The organism is Mesorhizobium sp. M1406 (assembly GCF_040317555.1).
Lineage (GTDB): Bacteria > Pseudomonadota > Alphaproteobacteria > Rhizobiales > Rhizobiaceae > Mesorhizobium.
Genome location: NZ_JAMYKW010000084.1, coordinates 1 through 17,549, shown reverse-complemented (window position 1 = coordinate 17,549; position 17,549 = coordinate 1). Strand labels below are relative to the sequence as shown.

Annotated in this window: 10 protein-coding genes and 7 pseudogenes; 5 read left to right on the top strand and 12 right to left on the bottom strand. The window is 58.8% G+C overall.

Annotated features, from left to right (window positions below):
* Nucleotides 1-816 precede the first annotated feature (816 nt).
* From NKH03_RS31685 to NKH03_RS31635, 11 genes and pseudogenes are all read right to left on the bottom strand, one after another.
* The gene (locus NKH03_RS31685) at nt 817-1,086 is read right to left on the bottom strand and encodes a hypothetical protein (RefSeq protein WP_352695903.1); all 270 of its coding nucleotides are present in this window, start codon (nt 1,084-1,086) and stop codon (nt 817-819) included.
* A 65-nt stretch (nt 1,087-1,151) separates the two neighbouring features.
* On the bottom strand, nt 1,152-3,092 hold the full coding sequence (locus tag NKH03_RS31680) for a type VI secretion system Vgr family protein (protein ID WP_352972811.1): 1,941 nt from the start codon (nt 3,090-3,092) through the stop codon (nt 1,152-1,154).
* Between the two features lie 175 nt (nt 3,093-3,267).
* Entirely contained in the window at nt 3,268-3,531 is a 264-nt protein-coding gene (locus NKH03_RS31675) for a hypothetical protein (protein WP_352608181.1), read from the bottom strand.
* 23 nt (nt 3,532-3,554) lie between these two features.
* Nucleotides 3,555-4,631 carry a type VI secretion system baseplate subunit TssG gene (gene tssG / locus NKH03_RS31670; protein WP_352608179.1) on the bottom strand — a complete coding sequence of 359 codons (1,077 nt, stop codon included), beginning with the start codon at nt 4,629-4,631 and terminating at the stop codon, nt 3,555-3,557.
* The gene (gene tssF, locus NKH03_RS31665; RefSeq protein ID WP_352608177.1) at nt 4,595-6,478 is read right to left on the bottom strand and encodes a type VI secretion system baseplate subunit TssF; all 1,884 of its coding nucleotides are present in this window, start codon (nt 6,476-6,478) and stop codon (nt 4,595-4,597) included. Before tssF ends, tssG begins: the two co-directional genes overlap by 37 nt.
* A complete protein-coding gene (tssE, locus tag NKH03_RS31660; protein WP_352608175.1) occupies nt 6,478-6,984 on the bottom strand; it encodes a type VI secretion system baseplate subunit TssE in 507 nt (168 codons plus the stop codon). The genes tssF and tssE overlap by 1 nt, the downstream gene beginning before the upstream one ends.
* 80 nt (nt 6,985-7,064) lie before the next feature.
* Nucleotides 7,065-7,598, bottom strand: coding sequence for a type VI secretion system tube protein Hcp (locus NKH03_RS31655; protein ID WP_352608173.1), 534 nt, complete (start codon nt 7,596-7,598; stop codon nt 7,065-7,067).
* 102 nt (nt 7,599-7,700) lie between these two features.
* On the bottom strand, nt 7,701-9,194 hold the full coding sequence (gene tssC / locus NKH03_RS31650) for a type VI secretion system contractile sheath large subunit (protein ID WP_352608171.1): 1,494 nt from the start codon (nt 9,192-9,194) through the stop codon (nt 7,701-7,703).
* A gap of 2 nt (nt 9,195-9,196) precedes the next feature.
* Nucleotides 9,197-9,751: a type VI secretion system contractile sheath small subunit gene (gene tssB, locus NKH03_RS31645; RefSeq protein WP_352608168.1), complete on the bottom strand. Its 555-nt coding sequence runs from the start codon at nt 9,749-9,751 to the stop codon at nt 9,197-9,199.
* Nucleotides 9,752-9,789: 38 nt separating this feature from the next.
* A complete protein-coding gene (tssA, locus tag NKH03_RS31640) occupies nt 9,790-10,782 on the bottom strand; it encodes a type VI secretion system protein TssA (protein ID WP_352608166.1) in 993 nt (330 codons plus the stop codon).
* Nucleotides 10,783-10,962: 180 nt separating this feature from the next.
* Nucleotides 10,963-11,421: pseudogene (locus NKH03_RS31635) on the bottom strand (transposase); the annotation flags it as partial.
* Between NKH03_RS31635 and NKH03_RS31630 the strand changes: the two are divergent.
* Nucleotides 11,415-11,593: pseudogene (locus tag NKH03_RS31630) on the top strand (ISKra4 family transposase); the annotation flags it as partial. The pseudogenes NKH03_RS31635 and NKH03_RS31630 sit on opposite strands and share 7 nt — an antisense overlap.
* A 386-nt stretch (nt 11,594-11,979) precedes the next feature.
* Here NKH03_RS31630 and NKH03_RS31625 read toward each other — a convergent pair.
* A pseudogene (locus tag NKH03_RS31625) lies at nt 11,980-12,384 on the bottom strand (transposase); the annotation flags it as partial.
* Between the two features lie 144 nt (nt 12,385-12,528).
* On the opposite strand from NKH03_RS31625, the pseudogene NKH03_RS31620 reads away from it, so the two are divergent.
* The 4 pseudogenes from NKH03_RS31620 to NKH03_RS31605 all read left to right on the top strand — a co-directional run.
* Nucleotides 12,529-12,960, top strand: a pseudogene (locus NKH03_RS31620) (transposase); the annotation flags it as partial.
* A 491-nt stretch (nt 12,961-13,451) separates the two neighbouring features.
* Nucleotides 13,452-14,719: pseudogene (locus tag NKH03_RS31615) on the top strand (IS256 family transposase).
* Between the two features lie 34 nt (nt 14,720-14,753).
* Nucleotides 14,754-15,357 (top strand): annotated as a pseudogene (locus NKH03_RS31610) (ISKra4 family transposase); the annotation flags it as partial.
* A 257-nt stretch (nt 15,358-15,614) separates the two neighbouring features.
* Nucleotides 15,615-17,549: pseudogene (locus NKH03_RS31605) on the top strand (hypothetical protein); the annotation flags it as partial.

Sequence of the window (17,549 nt, the reverse complement as noted above, 5' to 3'; positions counted from 1 at the left end):
GTTTGTACGGCATGGCACTCGCATCAAGCTGATTTCGATCCTGCCTGCCTATCGCCAAACCGTTGACAAAGGATCCATGCACCAACGCTCTGTTTTACCCTAATCCCGTAATCCGCCAGGACCCGATCAGTCCTGGCCGATCCAGGTGGATGAACCGATACCTGGCATGGCCTGAATGCCCGTTTTGTATTGTAGAATGGTTTCATCCTCCTGAGCCCTTGCCCGCCGCAAGCGGGATATTGGTGCAGCCGTACTGAACGGCGACCGCATGTGAGGTTGATCGTGCTCGGAGACGACCGGTCATGCAAATCGGGCTCAGACCTTGGATGCCGAAACAGTCCTGGAGTTCTGCTCATGCATTGCTGAATTTAATCCTTGACCCCAAGAAGCCCATGTGAGGCCAGGTACCAGCGCACGCAAAGCAGGATCACAGATTGCTCGAACTGGCGGCCTTTGAACGTCGCAATCCTCCGGGAAACACCGGAGCCCAATGCCATGCGCCTCGTTACCAAAAACTTTGCAACACATCCCCCCGCCGCGTCGTCAAAGTCGACGAGCAGGTTTCGCCGACTCAGCTTGCGGAGCTCCTGCATGACGGCGGCTTCGAGTGCGGCCTCCCAGCGCAACGGAGACCGACCCTTTGCCGGCGGCAAAAAGCAATTGCATGTCCGGGCGAGTCGAAGGTCGGGGAAATGACGCGCTCACCCGAGCCAGTTATGATCAACAGTTCAAGGCAGAACGCGCACGTGTCCGGGTGATTCGGCCAGGCCGCCCTGGCCGCACCGCTCGCGGATGGCGGCGCAGGGAAAGGCGAACTCATGTCGCGATGACCCGTATCTGGCTGGAGGCGATGATCGGCGGCCCGCCGGGAATTTGTTCTGCCGAGAGACAAAGAGCGGCAAGTGGATTGATGAGGATTGGCTGACCATTGGCCAAGACCCGCGTAGCGGCTGCGAGCCACCGTGTGGTCACACAGGGCTGCGGTTTACCGTTCGGAAGCGTAAAGACGCAGCCGGCAACGACGCCTTGGTCAGTCAAGATCGCCACGGGCATGCCCGAGACGGAGACGCGCAGCGAGGCAGCCATTATATTGAGGCTGCCGCCGTGGGGGCAGGTCGCGGCTGTTCCTTTGTGAAGGACAGGACCAGGCATCAGGTCACCACAAGCGCTTCGTCGTTGATGATGACCGAAGCACCCGACACCTTGATCGAGGCTCGCTGAGCGTTCATGAGAGTGATGCCGGCTGCGCTGATTTCGATTGCCTGGGAGCCGCTTGCGCCCATCACTGAGAGGCATATCTTGTCAGGTGTCACCTCGATACTGCTACCAAACGTCGCCGCAGCTGAGGCTGAGGTCAGGAGGTATTGCTTCGTGACGTCGATGGCATAGATGTTTCCAACCTGAACGTTGTGGTCCTTCTGCGCTTTCAGAAAGACCTCTTCACAACCCTGCCTATCCTCGAACCGTAGCTCATTATAATCCGCAATTGTACCTCGATCCGTGTGCGTTCGGAAGGTGGAGCGGGACTTGTTGACCGGTAGGTTTTCAGGAGGCAGGTTGGACCCGTTGTAAACGACCCCGGTTACGAGGGGACGGTCAGGGTCGCCGTGGAGGAAGTTTACTACGATCTCTTGGCCGATCCTTGGAATTAGAAGGCACCCGAACCCCTTGCCGGCCCAGTTCTGGGCTACCCTGATCCAGCAAGAGCTGTTTTCGTCCTTGTTGCTCTCGCGGTCCCAGAAGAACTGGACCTTGATGCGGCCGTACTGATCCGTCGTGATTGTCTCGCCGCTTGGGCCCACCACGATCGCCGTCTGCGGTCCTTTGATCACCGGCACCGGTGTGCGGCGCGGGGAGCGATACTGAGTGCTCGCGGGGATGATCTCCACCGTGCTGTGATAGAGGAAGCACTCAGCGCGCTGGTCGGCGGTGACCGCGCCCGTTGGACGGTCTCCCACTTCCCCCAAAACCGTGAATTCGTTCCCGACCGCCAGAAAGCGCTGGGTAGCCTTTGGGCGCGCACCCAAATCGCCGTAATAGAAGGGGTTTGCAGCCTTGAAGACTACTCCCGTTTTGATTTGGCGAGCTGTAGTTTCAATACGCGCCCGATAGGCGTTACAAGCAAGCTCTTCTGCGCGGATCGTGGCGTAGAAGTCGCCCTCCCTTTTTGCCTTATAGCCTCCAGGATAGATGAACGTCTCCTGTACAGCTGAGCAAACGTCCGCAGTCGCCGTCTCCGATTCCACGACAGCGGCGCCAGAAAGACGGCTACCGGCACCCACTGTGCTCTTTCCAGGAGGAATGCCGCCGATACGCACGGAAGGGGTGCGCGCGACAGCGGTAAGTTCTGCCATTGGCTTCTCATCGTCGTAGTCCTTGAGAGTGACCTTGTTCGACTGCAGTGACACGACTTCGTTCCAATGCAAGATAACATCATCTCGATGGAGACTTCGGGCGGGCCTGAGATTGTGGTGGGTCTCCACAGCCTCAGGCTTGCATGCCTCGTGGCTCGAAAGGTTGTCGACCAGCACCAGATCGTGTCGATTCTCCCCATGTTCAAAATAGTAGTAGAGGCCGTCCTGCTCCATTAGGCGGCTGACGAAGGCCAAATCTGTCTCGTTGTACTGCACGCAGAAGGTGCGGTTTGGAAACCGCCCTATCGTCCGATTCTTGAAATTGCCTTTGTGCTCCTGAAAAATTTTGGTGATGATCTCAATGCTGGTTTTATCCTGAAAAATTCGACTGTTGGTACGATATTCGAGCAGCGAAAGCCAAGGCCGCAACTCCGCCACGTAGTTGAGGTGCTCCGTGTCGTCCAGGCCGAGATACTCGAGTCGAGTGATGAGGCCGTTGAAGAAGCGCGTTCCCGCATCCTTCAGCTTAAGGCCGACTGTCAAAAGTTGTCCGGGAATGTTGGCGAAGTTCTGAACCGGAGTGGCTGTGGCGAGCTTCACCTCATAGAGAAAAGGTTCCCCCAGCCGTTCGGTGCCTCTTAGCCGTCGAAAAATGATCTCGTTCGGCTGGAGTGCCGCCGACGTAACTGCGGCAAATCGATTGTGCTTCAGCAGATTTTCAATTGTAGGCTGGACCATAGGAGATTTCCGCGCTTGAGATGCAAGAGCACCTTAGTACTTTGACTTGGCTCTAAAGACGCGGCCGGAGCGCCACCAAGGAAAACGATGGAGCGCGCAATGACGGGAATCGATGATGAGCCTGTCCGTTGGTCGCCCACCGCCGCTCTCCGGGGAGGGGATCTGGCGGCGCATATCAATAACGCCCCGCTGCTCGTACGGCTCTTCCATATCGGCTGGGCTGGAGATGCTTACTTGGCGTCAAAGCGTTCTCGAAAGCGAGGATGCCTTGATCAACGCCGAAACCGCGTAAAATCTTCCAGAGATCCGGCTGGGCAGCGCCACTGAGCTGGTCTTCAAACAGCTCAACAAAAATACTGTCGCGGACGTTGCGGGATGCTGAACAACTTTTGATTGTATTTGCATTGCAGAGTACATAGAGATCGCTAGTAAGATCCATGCAGCCCATTATAATCGACCCTCTCAGATTGCTGCGGAAAGTTCGGGGCGCCTTCGGCAGAGCTCGATCGGCGCCGTAGTCAGCTCGTCGGCATCACGTCGCGTCTTGCGCTCGCCGATCCAACTCGTCCAGCCGAGCCTACCGCTATGTCCCAGCCGGAGTCTCGGCACTTCTTCTTGTCGCAGGATCAGATTGACCTCCCAGTCCAGTTCATCTCCCAAGTAGTTTCGGATAATCTCGGCCAAAGTTCTAAGGTCGGAGGTCCCCGGCAAAAGCCGCTCGTACTGAGCCAAGCCGAGCGGGCCGATAATGACGCGGAAGCGATGATGGTAGACTTTGATCCTGCCGCCGACAGCGGCTGTACTGCCAAGTGTGGCAGTGCCTGCGTCACGGCCGAGGAGGGAGCGCGCGCCCAGCGGCAACTGAACCCATTTGGGGATAAATTCACGGATTTCGACCGGGGCCACAAAGAAGCTGTTGAGGATAGCGACTAGCCCTTCGGCATTGCGCGCGTGCGAGGCGAGACGGCCAGTGAAGTGAAATTTTGTTAGATCTGGCATGGCGTCCCGGCCATGGAAAGACCTCATTCCAAAACCGGCGAGGGCACCGAGTTGCAGGGCAAAGCGATCTTCTTGTGGCCTGTCATGGCTGACGGTCGGCTCGCTCTCCGCCCAGGCACGGAAGAAGAGCGAGGCTAAGCGATGATGAAAGATATCTGCAAACCGAACCAGCGTGTTGTCGCCGGCATTGCGCTGCCTTAAAAGCGCGTACTCCGTCAGATGCAAAGGCAGCGGACCGTTGGGCCCGAATAGGCCAAAGGCGTAGGTGGAAATACTGGCGGGATGGCCCTCTCCAGCCTCGGCCACGCGAGCTATGGATCGGGTCGGAAAGGCCAGCGCGGGCTGCTGTCCAATCCGCACCCGATCGAAGCCCGGTCGGCTTGATTCCCCAAGCCTGGGGCGATCTGAGCAGATTGCATCGACGACTCGCATAGCCTGAAAGAAATCGTAAGCATGCGGCTCGGCCGCTACTGCACTCAGAAAATGTGCGAGAGAGTCTGGCATCAGAGGATCGTCCGGCGACCAATCGCCGGTGGCCATCGCATCACTTTACCGCGTTGCAATGTCGAGACAGCCATCTCGGTGAAGCTGTTGATTGAAACATACTTGGCGAAGAACTGGTTGAGCACGGAGGCCAGGGGAAAAATGCCGACGCCTTCGAAAGCCGCCTCATCCAGGACGACGCTGATTTCGATTCCACGTGCGACCGCAGCTTGTCCGCCGCCCGGCAGCCGCCGATCTATCGGTCGCGACTGGATTTCGCGTATTCCGTCGATCTGCTGCGAAGCGAAAGCATCGTCCGGATCGACGTACAGGCGCAAGAGTTCTCGCAGCGCCTCTGCGCCATGGCCGTTATTGTCGGAATTCGTGATCGAGAGATAATTCAGCGAAAGGTGACTGATCAGCTTCCACGCGACATCGCCGGTGGCGAAGGAATGACGCGGCTTGGTCGGCAACGACAGACATCGCGTGGCGGTAACCGGAGCTCCGATTTCGAGTGTAAAGTCTGTCTCTTTATGACCGATTGGCAATACAAGCGGTAGATGCCTGTTCGAGCAAAGGCACCGCACCGACAACTGCCGTGGATTCACCGAATTGGCAGCCGCCCGGCGGTCCACAATTGAGATGTAAGTCTCGGTGCCGCCATAATCACTCCTCGCACCGTTGAGACGCTGGTGCTGGGACCGCAGGCGACGCTCGCGCCTGACTGTATAATAGCTGGAGTGCTGCACCTCCCGTCCATGGGCGGTAATGTTGTAAAATGGAAAAAACTGAATGGGGGCCGCTTCGCTGCTCTCTCCTTCGCCGCTCATCTCGAGGATCGACTGAACCTCGAAGTCGAGCGGCCTCATTCGATCTACAACCAGATGATGCTCGTAGCTCTTGTCGCTCAAGTGAATGCGATCCGCCTGGCGTTCGAAAAGATTGATCGCCGGCGTTGCGAACAGGGTGATGTTCTGGGTTCCGAGGTGACGTTCCAACCGTGGCTCGGCACGGTTGAGCACGAATACGATCTCAAGGCTCTCAGTCGTCGACATCGCCACGGCGTCGGCTAGCCCGCCGAGCTCGAGGAACAAGGTTCGCTCCGCAAGGGCGAAATACTCTTGAAGCAGACGATACCCGTCGAAGGAGCGGGGAACCTCGGGCAGGAGAGCGAAGTCGGGCTCCAGACAGCACTGCCGCAGTTGGCCGAGCGGAATTTTCTCCTGCCAGGGGGGCGGCGGGCTGGCGGGCCGGGCGACAATTGCGCAAGCATCGCCCATAAGCTGTTCGGCGACTGTTGCACCGACGCCACCTGCGCCGGCGAGGTAGAGTGTCAGTGCCCTCAGCCCGAGATTTTTGAACGGCATGCCATTGGTTGTCCGAAGGCGCAGTCGCAGCGCGGCCTTCCCATCTTGCCGGGGCGGAAGATTCAGGGCCGAAATTTGCGCCGGCGTCGTGTAATAATCTACAGCACTCACCGCAATCGGCCAGAGGTGGACATCGTGCGCCGTGCGGAACTCGCAATGGGTGATCGCATCCGAAGCGAGTTGGCCCAGCAGCTTGGTTCCGCGCGGCACCACATATCCGTGTTCAAACCGTCCGGCCAGTGGATCCGGCTCGAATTGGACGATAGTCATCGACGGGATGGGCGCCAGAAAATGCGGATAGACCAATTCCAGCAAGTGCTGCGTGAAGTCCGGGAACCGGGCTTGCAGCTTCAACTGGACCCGCGCCGCCAGGAAGGCAAAACCTTCTAGCAGCCTCTCCACATAAGGGTCGGCGACCCCGGCTGCTTCCATTCCCAACCGGCCGGCGACCTTTGGGAATGCGCGGGCAAACTCAGCTCCCATCTCCCGCATATACGCAAGCTCATCATTGTATAATCGCAGGAGCCTTGGGTCCATCAGCTTATCTCTGCACCTAGATCGGTAACGCGGACGGTCTTGCGTTCCCGGTCAAGCTCGGTGCGGATCACAATCCGCAGCGGCACTGGCTCTGCCAAGAGGTCGGCCTCGATCCTAAAGCCAAGAGAGCCGTTGCGGTCGGCCTCAGCGAGGGGTGTGACCTTGACACTGACGGCAAGCAGCCGAGGTTCAAAACGTTGCAAGCTGTCGGCAATCTCCTGTCCAAGCGAGGCAGCGTCGAGGCCATCGACGATGTGCCCGGCAAAGGGCCGGATACCGTAATTGAGAGTGCTGGATGCCACGTGGGGGTAGGACTGCAGGTCTACGGTTGCAGCCAACTGGTTTGCATTAAGCAGCCACGACACGTCGCGAAGGATCATTGCTTGCACTTGGCGCAGCGACAAGCTGGAAAATTTCGACGATTCGGACGCGCTGCGCGGCTCGTCATCCGTTAGCTGGTCGAGAAGGGATGGCTGGATCAGGTCCCACTTGGCAGTGACAACCATGTTCAATCTCCACATGTTGAGCAACGATCCGGGACCCGAATGCATGGCGAGCCCCAGAACGCACGCCGGTCTGCAAGCTGTCAGGCGACGAGCATATTGAAGTCAGTACTGTTGGCGATTTGGTTCCAGACACCCTCACCAGCCTTGGTAAGAGCACCCTTATCGTCCTGCGCGTAGTAAATGGCCTTGCAGGCGCCGAATCGGAAGGTGATCGTCTCCTCCGGAGCTTCTTCAGCATAGGCCCACTCGACCTTCTCGATCGCAAGCATATTGAAGGTCCAGTGTAAGAACAGGTTCGAACTGGCCGTCGCCAGCCCGGCGCCCGTCGATTTGAATAGCTTCAGCTCGACGCCGTTGAAATGGACGCCGCGGCCACATGCCACGTACAGCCAAGCAGAGGCTTTATCCACCTGCTTCTTGATGGTGAAGACCTCGAATTCGGCCTTACCCGACCCGGCGCCTGCGGTGTGAGGGCCGATATTGAGCTTGTTCTCCATTGAGAAACTCCATTGGTCGCCAAGCGTGATACCGTTCTTCAGGATAATGGATTCGCCCTTCGGCTGGATGCCATCCTTGGACGCTTGGGTGAAAATCATAACTGAATCGAATGCCATTCCAAATTCCTCTATCTGGCGGTTTCGGATCGGGGGCCGGAATGGTCCCGAACCGGCGTGGTATGAAAGCGGACTTTATGCTTGTGGCGGCGGCGTAAGGGCTCAGCCCTTGCGGGCCGCGGGTAGCCGTGACACCAGCCTCAGAGAGATAGTAAGGCCCTCGAGCTGATAGTGTGGTCGCAGATAGAATATGGCGGTGTAATAGCCGGGATTATCTTCGACCTCATCGACCTTGACCTCTGCTGAGGAGAGCGGCTGTTGCGCCTTGCTTTCTTCGCTCCCCAACTCCGGCGAGGGATGAACATAGCCTTGGATCCATTGGTTCAGCCACTCCTCGACGTCATGCCGTTCTTTGAACGCGCCAATCTTGTCGCGGACCATGCACTTCAAATAGTGGGCAAAGCGGCAGGTCGCAAAAATATAGGGTAGCCTCGCACTGAGCTCTGCATTCGCCGAGGCATCCGGGTCTGCGTATCTGATTGGCTTGTTGACGGTCTGGGCGCCGAGGAATACGCCCAGCTGTGTGTTCTTCCGATGCAACAATGGTAAAAGGCCATTCTTGGAGAGCTCCGACTCCCGCCGATCGCTGATCGCGATCTCCGTTGGGCATTTGAGGTCGACGCCACCGTCGTCGCTGGGGAACGTGTGCACCGGCAAGTCTTCAACCAGGCCACCGGATTCGAAACCACGGATTCTAGACAGCCAGCCGTAGAGCTTGAACGACCGCGTGATGTTCACACCCATGGCATAGGCGGCATTCGTCCATAGATACTTTGCGCTATCTCTGCCGTCGGTGTCCTCTTCGAAGGCAAATTCATCGACTGGATTGGTCCTAGCGCCGTAGGGCAGCCGCCCGAGCACGCGTGGAAGTGTCAACGCCACATACCGGGAGTCCTCGCTCTCGCGAAAAGCTCGCCAGGCGGCGTGCTCAGGGGTTAGGAAGATCTTCGTGATGTCGCGTGGGTTGGCAAGTTCGCGCCAAGAATCCATCTGCAGCAGATGCGGGGAGGCCGCTGAGATAAACGGCGAGTGGCTTGCCGCGGCAATTTGCGCAATCCCCGTCAGCAGATCGATGTCCTGGGGGCTATGGTCGAAGTAGTAGTCCGCAACCAAGCATCCGAAGGGGTCGCCGCCAATCTGCCCATATTCCTCTTCGTAGATCTTCTTGAACAAAGGACTCTGATCCCAGGCAATTCCCTTGTACTTTCGCAGCGTTCGAGACAGTTCTTTCTTGGAAATGGAAAAAACGCGAATCTTCAACGTCTCGTCCGTCTCGGTGTTGAACGTAAGGTGATGCAGGCCCCGCCAAGCCGATTCCAGCGCCTGAAAGTCCTGGTGATGGAGTATCTCGTTGATTTGTTCCGATAGCTTGTCGTCGATCGATGCTATAATTGACTGGATCGTCTCAACGGCATCATCGCTGATTAGCGGTGTGTGTCGGAGGGCTTGGTCAGCCAGAGTTTTGACCGCATTCTCCACTGCGTTGCGGGCCTGATCCGAATGCGTCTTGAACTCGCGTTGCAGCAGAACGACGAAATCCTCGGGATCGACAAACGGGGCGTGCACCTCGGCAGGTATTGAGCTTACGAACGTCACAATCAATCCTCCTTCGTCTCTGGAAAGGAGGTCAGGGCTGCCTCCGCTGGTTCATCAGGCGCTTCGTTCTCCGGCGCTCCACTGAGACTACTGAGCAGCGCTGGATTGCCGAGGAAATGGGCGATCAGTTCCTCGGCACCCATCTTGCCGTCCATGTAGGCTAGTAGATTGGAGAGCTGCATGCGGGCCTGCAACAGCGCGTTGAGGCTTCCCACCTTGCGCGCCACGGCTGCCGGCGAGAAATCGCCCATCGACTCGAAGGTCAAGTCGACAGCCAATTGCCCTTCGCCGGTCAAACGGTTGGGTACCCGCATCGCCACCCTGGGTCTTAGCGATCTGAGCCGATCATCGAAATTATCGATGTCGATCTCCATCATCTTGCGCTCGCCCACTGGGGGCAGCGGCTCGGCGGGGTTGCCGGCGAGATCAGACATGACTCCCACCACGAAGGGAAGTTCTACCTTTTTTTGGGAGCCGTAGGTTTCTAGGTCGTATTCGATCTGGACTCGCGGGGGGCGATTTCGGTTGATGAATTTCTGACTGCTTGCCTTTGCCATTCTTCGGTTGTCCTCATGTTAGCCTTCGAGATCCGAGGTCATGCCCCCGAGTGTGCCGCCAGACCCGCGATCGAGCGGTATTGAGAAGCTCCATCCGGCGCGAGCTCTTCGAGCAAAGCCATAAAGTCCTTCGATACAAGTCGCTTCGCCCGCTCAAGCAAGGCTGGCACGGGGCTGGCCGGCTCGTTCACTTGATACCAGCGGCAGATACCGTCGAGTATGCTGATGACATCGTTGCGGCCGCGAATCTCTTCCGGATTGCGCGCCTCGGCTCCTGGTAGCAGGGGCTGCATAGCGGTTTCGGATTGAGGGATTTTCAGGTGGCGACTTACCACGTCCTTGCCCTGACGGAGCACCGAAATGAGGGGCTCGAATCGGACAGCATCGATGATATCGACGTGCTCGTTCATTAGGGCGTCTAGGCTGGTCGCAGCCGTAAGGCTGGCGTCGAGATTCGCCCCGAGTTGATAGAGGAGGGCGTGCTCGGTGTCCCCGAAGGCGAGGTCGATGGTCGCTGAATCGACGTCGCTCGATTGAGATCGCTGCGTCTCTATCCAATCGCGCAGCGTAAAGGTGCCAAACTGTCTGGACGCGGTGAGGGGAACCTGGCAAACCTCGGCGATAAGCCCGGAGGGATTGCAGAGATTTGCCAAAGCGTTAAGGCGCACCGTCTGATCGCCAGAGTCTTCTACGTCTGGCCGCGGATGCAGCTCCGGCCAATAGGATTCCACATACCCAGCGAGCAGCTCCAGGCCGTTGCGAAGGCCGGGGTAGCCGAATTGGCTGAGAGCGGAGCGGGTTAGCAGGACCCCGACGCGAAGGTCCTTTGTGCGGGTAGCGAGCTCCAGGCCAAGCTGCCAGACTTGACGCCAATCGGGAGCCTCCGCGGCTATGACGGAATCCCCCATCTGCCGAGCGGGCTTGCCCTGCGCCGCCATCTCAAGTTCGAGAAAACTCAGATCGTAATCGAGAGCATCACCGCATGGGGTGCCGTCGCTGACCGGCTTCATCAAACGATCTACATCGAACATGGCCAATTCGTGTCGCCCTATCAGGTTCGCGCCGCCCATGACCAAACCAGCCTCAGTTAGTTCGTGTCTCTTAGGTGATGATCAGGCTTCATGTGGCATGCGAAATTGATATGCAGCCATACGGGGGGGCGTTGGTGCATGGGTCCGGACTTGAGGGATGTCGATCTTTGAAGCGGCAGACTATGCCGTGGCCGCCTTGCGGCGGGCGGATTTCGGGCGTGCGCAGGCAAGCATGCGGTTGAGGACGGCGCAGCCGATGGCGACTTCGGTCTGCTAAACTGGAAGCGACCGTGCCCGCAAACGCCGCCCGATGGTGGACTTGTATCGCCCTATGGCGGTCTCGACCAGCGAGCGTTTGCCATAACCGTTGGAGACCTGCCATTTCATCCGGCCGTCTCTGCCGATTGCGGCGATATGCTGGTCCCTTTGGCCGGCAGGTCTATCGTCGAATGGTTGGACCGCGTTGACACGAGGCGGAATGACGATTGCGGCGGCAGCGCTGTGATCCATGACTGCGTCGTAAGTTGGCTTTCCGTCATAGGCGCCGTCGGCAGTAAACTGTCCGACCGGACCGCCAATCTGCTCGAGTAGTGGCTCAACTTGAGAGACATCGCCAGTGTCCTGATCAGTCAGGGTATATCCGTGACCGCAACGATCGAAAGAAGAACTTCGAACTGATCGTCGGCCGCTCCTTACCCGGGACGGAGGTGCCCGTTACATGGGTTTTGTCCATGGCTACGATCGCAAGCCGCAGCGGCGTATCCTTGACCATCTTAAAAAGCAGGGTGTTCAGGCCAATCAGGACATCACCTGAGCTATGGCGGAAACTGGGTGATGACGGTTTGAGGAGAGCGGCGTATCGAGGCGGGTGATGAAGCCTGCCAGAACCTCACATGGGGAGGATTAGGTCAAGTGAATGCATCAGGGCGACATCAGGGTTCCAACCTTTGCTTTTGTATCCAGGGTCCGAGCCCTAATCGCATGACGCGGCCCGTTTCCGAGCTCGGTCAACCTCACATCCGGTCGCCGCTCTTGGCGGCTGCACCAACATCCCGCTTGCGGCGGCAGGGGCTCAGGAAGACGAGACCATTCTCTCGAACGGCATTTCAAGCCATGGTTCTGGTAGGTTCGTCCACCTGGATCGGTCAGGACTGATCGGGTCCTGACCGATTACAGGATTGGTTCAATGGGGTATCGTCAGGCGGCTTTCCCTCCGACGTTGCTCAGAATGGCGCCTTCGATCACGACGCCGGTGCTCACATATTTCCACAGCGCGACCAGCAATTTGCGGGCAAGCGCCACGATCGTCGTGTTGTGCTGGCGGCCACCGTTGCGCTCGACGCGCTCGTGGAACCAGCGGGCGAGTGCCGAGTGTGGCTGGTGGCGCAGCCACAGCCAGGCAAGCTGGATCATCGTCGTTCGCAATCGCGGATTGCCGGCCTTCGACACGCCTTGTTCGCGGTTGATCGAGCCGCTCTGCCAAGGAGTCGGCGCGAGGCCGGCGTAGGACGCCACTTGCCTGCGATTGTCGAAGTGCCGGAACAAGCCTTCCGACCAGAGTAGGGCAGCGAACTCCGGCCCGATGCCCTTCAGGTTCAGCAACATCTCCACCGAGGCGGGCGTCGCCGCGTCTTGTTCCTCATTCAGCAGCACGTCCCGCTCCGCCTCCACCGCCTTGATCTGCTCGAGAAGCAGTTCGAGCCGATCGAGTTCGCGGCTTACCTGGGCTTTGAGATGCTCCGGCCGTTACGAGGCGTATCGTTGATTGCCGCCGTCGTCTTTGTTGCCGAAATTGGCGACATCCGCCGCTTCGAAAACCCCCGCCAGCTGATGGCCTTTCTTGGCCTCGTTCCGTCAGAGAGCTTGACAGGTGAACATGTCAAACGTGGTGGGATCACTAAGGCCGGGAACTCTCGGGCCCGTCGCATGCTGATCGAAGGCGCATGGGCTTACCGCTTCCCTGCGCGGGTAAGTCGAACCAAGCAAGCGCAGTTGGAAGGCCTACCGAGAACCGTTCGCGAAATAGCGTGGAAAGGTCAGCTCCGCCTCTGTTCTCGCTATCGAAAAATGATCCTCGCAGGGAAGCACAAGGCCATCGCGATCACCGCGATCGCTAGAGAAATGGGGGCTTTCCTGTGGGCTATTGGCCAGGAGGTGCAGCCAGCTCATCAAGCCTAACCTAGCATCCGCATCTCGCGAGTAATTGAAAGGAGGAGACAAGATCGATCATCCGCTGATGCGCAATGTCGGAGGCAGGGCCCCGGTCGGGGAACCTTCGATGGAATTGAGTGGCCGACTACGTCGATGCCCGTGCTTAGATAGAAGCAGCCCCAGGCGTACACACGGAAATGCGGTATCCAACCCGCGTATAAGAGTTTGCAAACCGTCGTCTTGAGGCCCCGTCTCCTACATTGCGCATTAGCTACACCATGCAGGACCAGCCATTATTGGCTGGACGAACAGTCGTGGCTACGCCGCTTGCAAATGAACATAAGAGTTCCAATGAGACGAAAATCGCGCAGAGATTGGTGCGGATGGCGGTCGGTGCTTCGGGTCGGTCAGCTACAACAGGCATGGTCGTCTCCAGGGTGGTTGGTTCAACGACTCCACTCTGTCAGAGAGCGGGCCGCCATCCACCCCATGGGATCTCTCAAGGAGAGCGATACGCCATGAACGAGACTATCAACATTGTTCGCCTTCGTCAGCCCGACGAAATCGATGATCCCCTGACGGATGTGCTTCGCAGCGGCGCGCGCAAATTGCTTGCGCAGGCGATCGAGATGGAAGCCGAGCCGTTTCTTGCCGAGATGAAGGATCTCAAGCTTGCCGATGGTCGTGACCGGCTTGTCCGGCATGGTCACGGCCCGGAGCGGAGCATCCAGACGGGGATCGGACCGGTGCCTGTCAGCCGGGTGAAAGTCCGGGATCGCGGCGCGACCGGTGAAGCGGACCGGGTCCGGTTTTCCTCATCGATCCTGCCCAAATGGGCGCGTCGGACGCGCAGTCTGGATGCGCTGCTTCCCGTTCTCTACTTGCGCGGCGTTTCGACGGGCGATTTTCAGGACGCTCTGGCGGCCCTCCTGGGCAAGGAGGCGCCGAACCTGTCACCCTCGGTGATCACGCGGCTGACGGCACAGTGGAACGCCGAATACGATCGTTGGCAAAAGCGCGATCTTTCGGCGCGCCACTATGTCTATGTGTGGGCGGACGGGGTCTATCTGCAGGCCCGGATGGAAGACCATGCCGAATGCATGCTGGTTCTGATCGGCGCCACACCCGAGGGCAAGAAGGAACTTGTCGGCTTCCAGACCGGCATTCGCGAGGGTGCGCAAAGCTGGCGCGAGCTGCTGGTCGACGTCAAGCGTCGTGGCCTTAAGATCGCGCCCGATCGTGCCGTGGGCGACGGCGCGCTTGGCTTCGGGAAGGCGCTCGAGGAGCTCCTTCCCGGCACCAAACACCAGCGATGCTGGGTGCACAAGACAGCCAACGTTCTCAACAAGGTGCCGAAATCGGTGCAGGCCGGCATGAAGGCAGACCTGCGCGAAATCTATCTCGCTTCCAACCGGGCCTCGGCCGAGACCGCAATTGCCGTCTTCGTCGAAAAATATGACGCGAAATATGCCAAGGCGGGTCGACTGCCTGACGAAAGATCAGAATGCGTTGCTGGCGTTCTACGATTTCCCCGCCGAACACTGGGATCATCTGCGAACGTCCAATCCCATCGAAAGCGTCTTTGCGACCGTTCGCCATCGAACGGTGCGTACCAAGGGCTCGCTATCCTCGAAAACCGCCGGGCTGATGGTCTTCAAGCTGGTCATGGCCGCGGCAGGACGTGGCGACGATTGAAAGGACAAAATCAGTTGCCGAAACTCATCGCAGGGCCAGGTTCCTGGACGGAATCGAGGTCATCGAAACGAAGCCACAGAGCGCCGCTTGATCAGCCCCGTCACCCAAATTCCAGCATAGCTCACATCACCTTCATCACCGACGGAGGAGAAGAAGTCCGCTCGCTTGCCGAGATGATCGCGCCGGCAAGCGAACATGTCCTCGACTGGTTCCACATCACCATGCGCATCACGGTCCTGCGCCAATTCGCCCAGGGTCTCGAAAACCATAATGAGCAGGCCGGACAGGATCTGCTTGAAACCCTGCGCAGGATCAAATGGCACCTCTGGCATGGCAATGCGTACCGTGCCGGTGAGGAAATCGGCGACCTGCAATTCGATGCGGAAACGCTCGAAACGGACTACCCGATCATGCCGCAAATTCCTCACGGCCATTGGCGAGTTCCGATCCTACATCGCTTCCAACAGTGCCGGCCTGACCAACTACGGCGAACGCTACTGGTCCGGTGAGCGGATATCCTCGGCCTTCGTCGAGGCAACCGTCAAAGCCGTCATCAGCAAGCGGTTCGCGAAAAAGCAGCAGATGCAGTGGAGCAGGATCGGCGCGCATCTTCTGCTGCAAACCCGAACGCAGACCTTCGACGGCTCCCTACGCTCGACCTTCCAGCAATGGTATCCCGGTATGGCGAACGACAATCACGAACCAGACGAAACAGCTCTCGCCGCATAGCCGCCCCACAAAACCTCATGCTCCCCCGACAGGAAGCATCACCATGTCCCGATCGAATGATTGAATATGAATTGCGCATGACGGCGGCGCGACCGATAGGCGCTAGAGTACTTCCTTGATCCGCGACCGGAGAGACCGCTATGGACAATACTGGCCGGGCATGGCCCTACGATGCTCCCGAACAAAATGATCCCAACGCCGACGTATACCCTTGGGTCGCGAGTTTGACAGGGATAGGGGGGACAACGGACGATTACATGCGGCAGTACCGTGCGCAACAACAGGGCCTGGAGCGGCAGCTGAGCGAGTTGAACCTAGGCGGCTCCGCTGCTGATCCAGACAGTGGTGCGATTCGGCGTACGTCCATGGGTGGCTCGATGCGGATGCCGCGGCAGCCTTCCCTGCGGGACAACCAAATCAGCAGCGCGCGCCACAGCATAGACACCTCTTACGCAGCCTCGAGCCACTCGCGGTCCAGGCATTCGACCGCCTCGTCGGAGGCTTATTCCTCCTTCTCGGAGGAGCCGGCAATCACCCCGCCGCCGAAAAAAAGCGGGGGATTGAGATCGTTGCTGAAGGCAGTGAAGAAGGCCTTCGTTCCAAGCAGCGGCAAGCAGTCGTCGAAGGACGGGATGCACCAGCCGGAGGTTGTCAAGACGACGTATCGCGCCGATTATGCCAAGCGCGGCCGCCCGGCCGACGAGGACCACACGATAGTCCCCGACGAGGACCGCACGATCATTGCTGACTTCATCGCGGCCACCGGCCGTGGCGCCAGGAGGACTATCTTGCCGCAGGCAACGAGTCTGCGCGAATTCAGCGCATGGCTTCGGACGCAGCCCCAGGGCCGGACACTGGGCGGCCTGCTTGACGCTCCTGGCAACCCTGACGATCCCAATGGGTTGATTGGCCGCGCGAACGCGTTTGCGCATCAGTCTGGCGACGCCCTAATCAACGCTGCATTGGCGGCGATCCAGCGGGTGCGCGCCGGGAACGTCGACGAGCACCTCTTTTCCCAGATCACGAAGGTGATGAACGACGCCAGGGAAAGGAATCCTGACGTCGCTGCATACAATACCGTGGTGAACTGGGTATCCGCGCTGCGCAGGTTCAGCGTCTGGCTTCAGCCCAGCAACTTGACGGTGGCCAGCCTCGTTGATGACCCTGGTGCGTTGAATGCCCGTGCGGAGCAGTTTGTGAACGAGCGTGGCGACCGACGTGTCAATACCGCCGTGGAGGTCCTGCTGGATTGGCGCGCCGGAATCGACCCAAGCCTTTTTCGCGCTCGTCCTTATGCCGAAGACGAGGATCTCCTCAAGCAGCGCGCGGCCGAGGGGGACGATTCCCTAAACCGGAATGCACCGGAACTCAGGCAGTTTTCTGCGTGGCTCCGAAAATTCAACAGGGCATCCATCGCTTCTCGGTATCTAACCGGATCGATGGACGACGACCTTCAAGAGTACAGGGAAAAACTCGGTGCTGACCGACTCTCCAAGCTCGCCACGGCACTGTCTGATCTCCCGAGGCTCGCAGTTGGAGCGCGGCCCCGCGTCAGGGAACGCCCTCATCCCCTGATTCCTTATGCCGACGACGCTCGCCTCATCGACGGCGCGCTCGAGCACGAGTTGGCCAGCCTTGGGCCTGAGTCGACGTCGAAAGAGAGGAAACCTTTCCGTATCATCGCTAGCAATCGACGCGGGTTCAGTGAGTGGCTCCGAAGGCAGGGAAAGGCGAGCATAGCGAGCCGAGTCAACGGGAATCAGGAGCAGACACAAGGGTTGAAGGATGATTTTCGGGCATATAAGGTAGTCTGTGGATATAATCCGAACCTCCGTTTAAGCCACCTTCGGAACTACCAGCAAGTCGTTGAGGCGAACGCTGCGTGGGGAATGCAGCCACCGCAGCAATCTGGCCAGTCTCCAGTGGAAGGTTACGATCAGGATCAGTTGTGGGATGAGCTGCCCGACCGCGAACGGCAGGGGCCTGCGGAAGGTTACGATCAGGACGCAATTCATGACGCTGCGGATCAAGCCGGAGGGCGGCAACCTGCCGGGTGGGAGGATGACTCGTGGGCGTTGTCATCGCAGTCGGATCAACCTGCCGGGTCGAGCTCAACCTGGTCGCCGCAGTTGCCATCGGGTTTTGATCTAAATGAGTGGCCGACGCCGGAAGCCGGGCCATCGTCGTCTGCA

Excerpts from the sequence above, each read along its gene's own strand:
- NKH03_RS31655 (WP_352608173.1), bottom strand. The coding sequence starts at position 7,598 with ATGGCATTCGATTCAGTTATGATTTTCACCCAAGCGTCCAAGGATGGC.
- tssE (WP_352608175.1), bottom strand. The coding sequence starts at position 6,984 with ATGGTTGTCACTGCCAAGTGGGACCTGATCCAGCCATCCCTTCTCGAC.
- NKH03_RS31685 (WP_352695903.1), bottom strand. The coding sequence starts at position 1,086 with ATGGCTGCCTCGCTGCGCGTCTCCGTCTCGGGCATGCCCGTGGCGATC.
- NKH03_RS31675 (WP_352608181.1), bottom strand. The coding sequence starts at position 3,531 with ATGGATCTTACTAGCGATCTCTATGTACTCTGCAATGCAAATACAATC.
- NKH03_RS31680 (WP_352972811.1), bottom strand. The coding sequence starts at position 3,092 with ATGGTCCAGCCTACAATTGAAAATCTGCTGAAGCACAATCGATTTGCC.
- tssA (WP_352608166.1), bottom strand. The coding sequence starts at position 10,782 with ATGTTCGATGTAGATCGTTTGATGAAGCCGGTCAGCGACGGCACCCCA.
- tssB (WP_352608168.1), bottom strand. The coding sequence starts at position 9,751 with ATGGCAAAGGCAAGCAGTCAGAAATTCATCAACCGAAATCGCCCCCCG.
- tssG (WP_352608179.1), bottom strand. The coding sequence starts at position 4,631 with ATGGCCACCGGCGATTGGTCGCCGGACGATCCTCTGATGCCAGACTCT.
- tssF (WP_352608177.1), bottom strand. The coding sequence starts at position 6,478 with ATGGACCCAAGGCTCCTGCGATTATACAATGATGAGCTTGCGTATATG.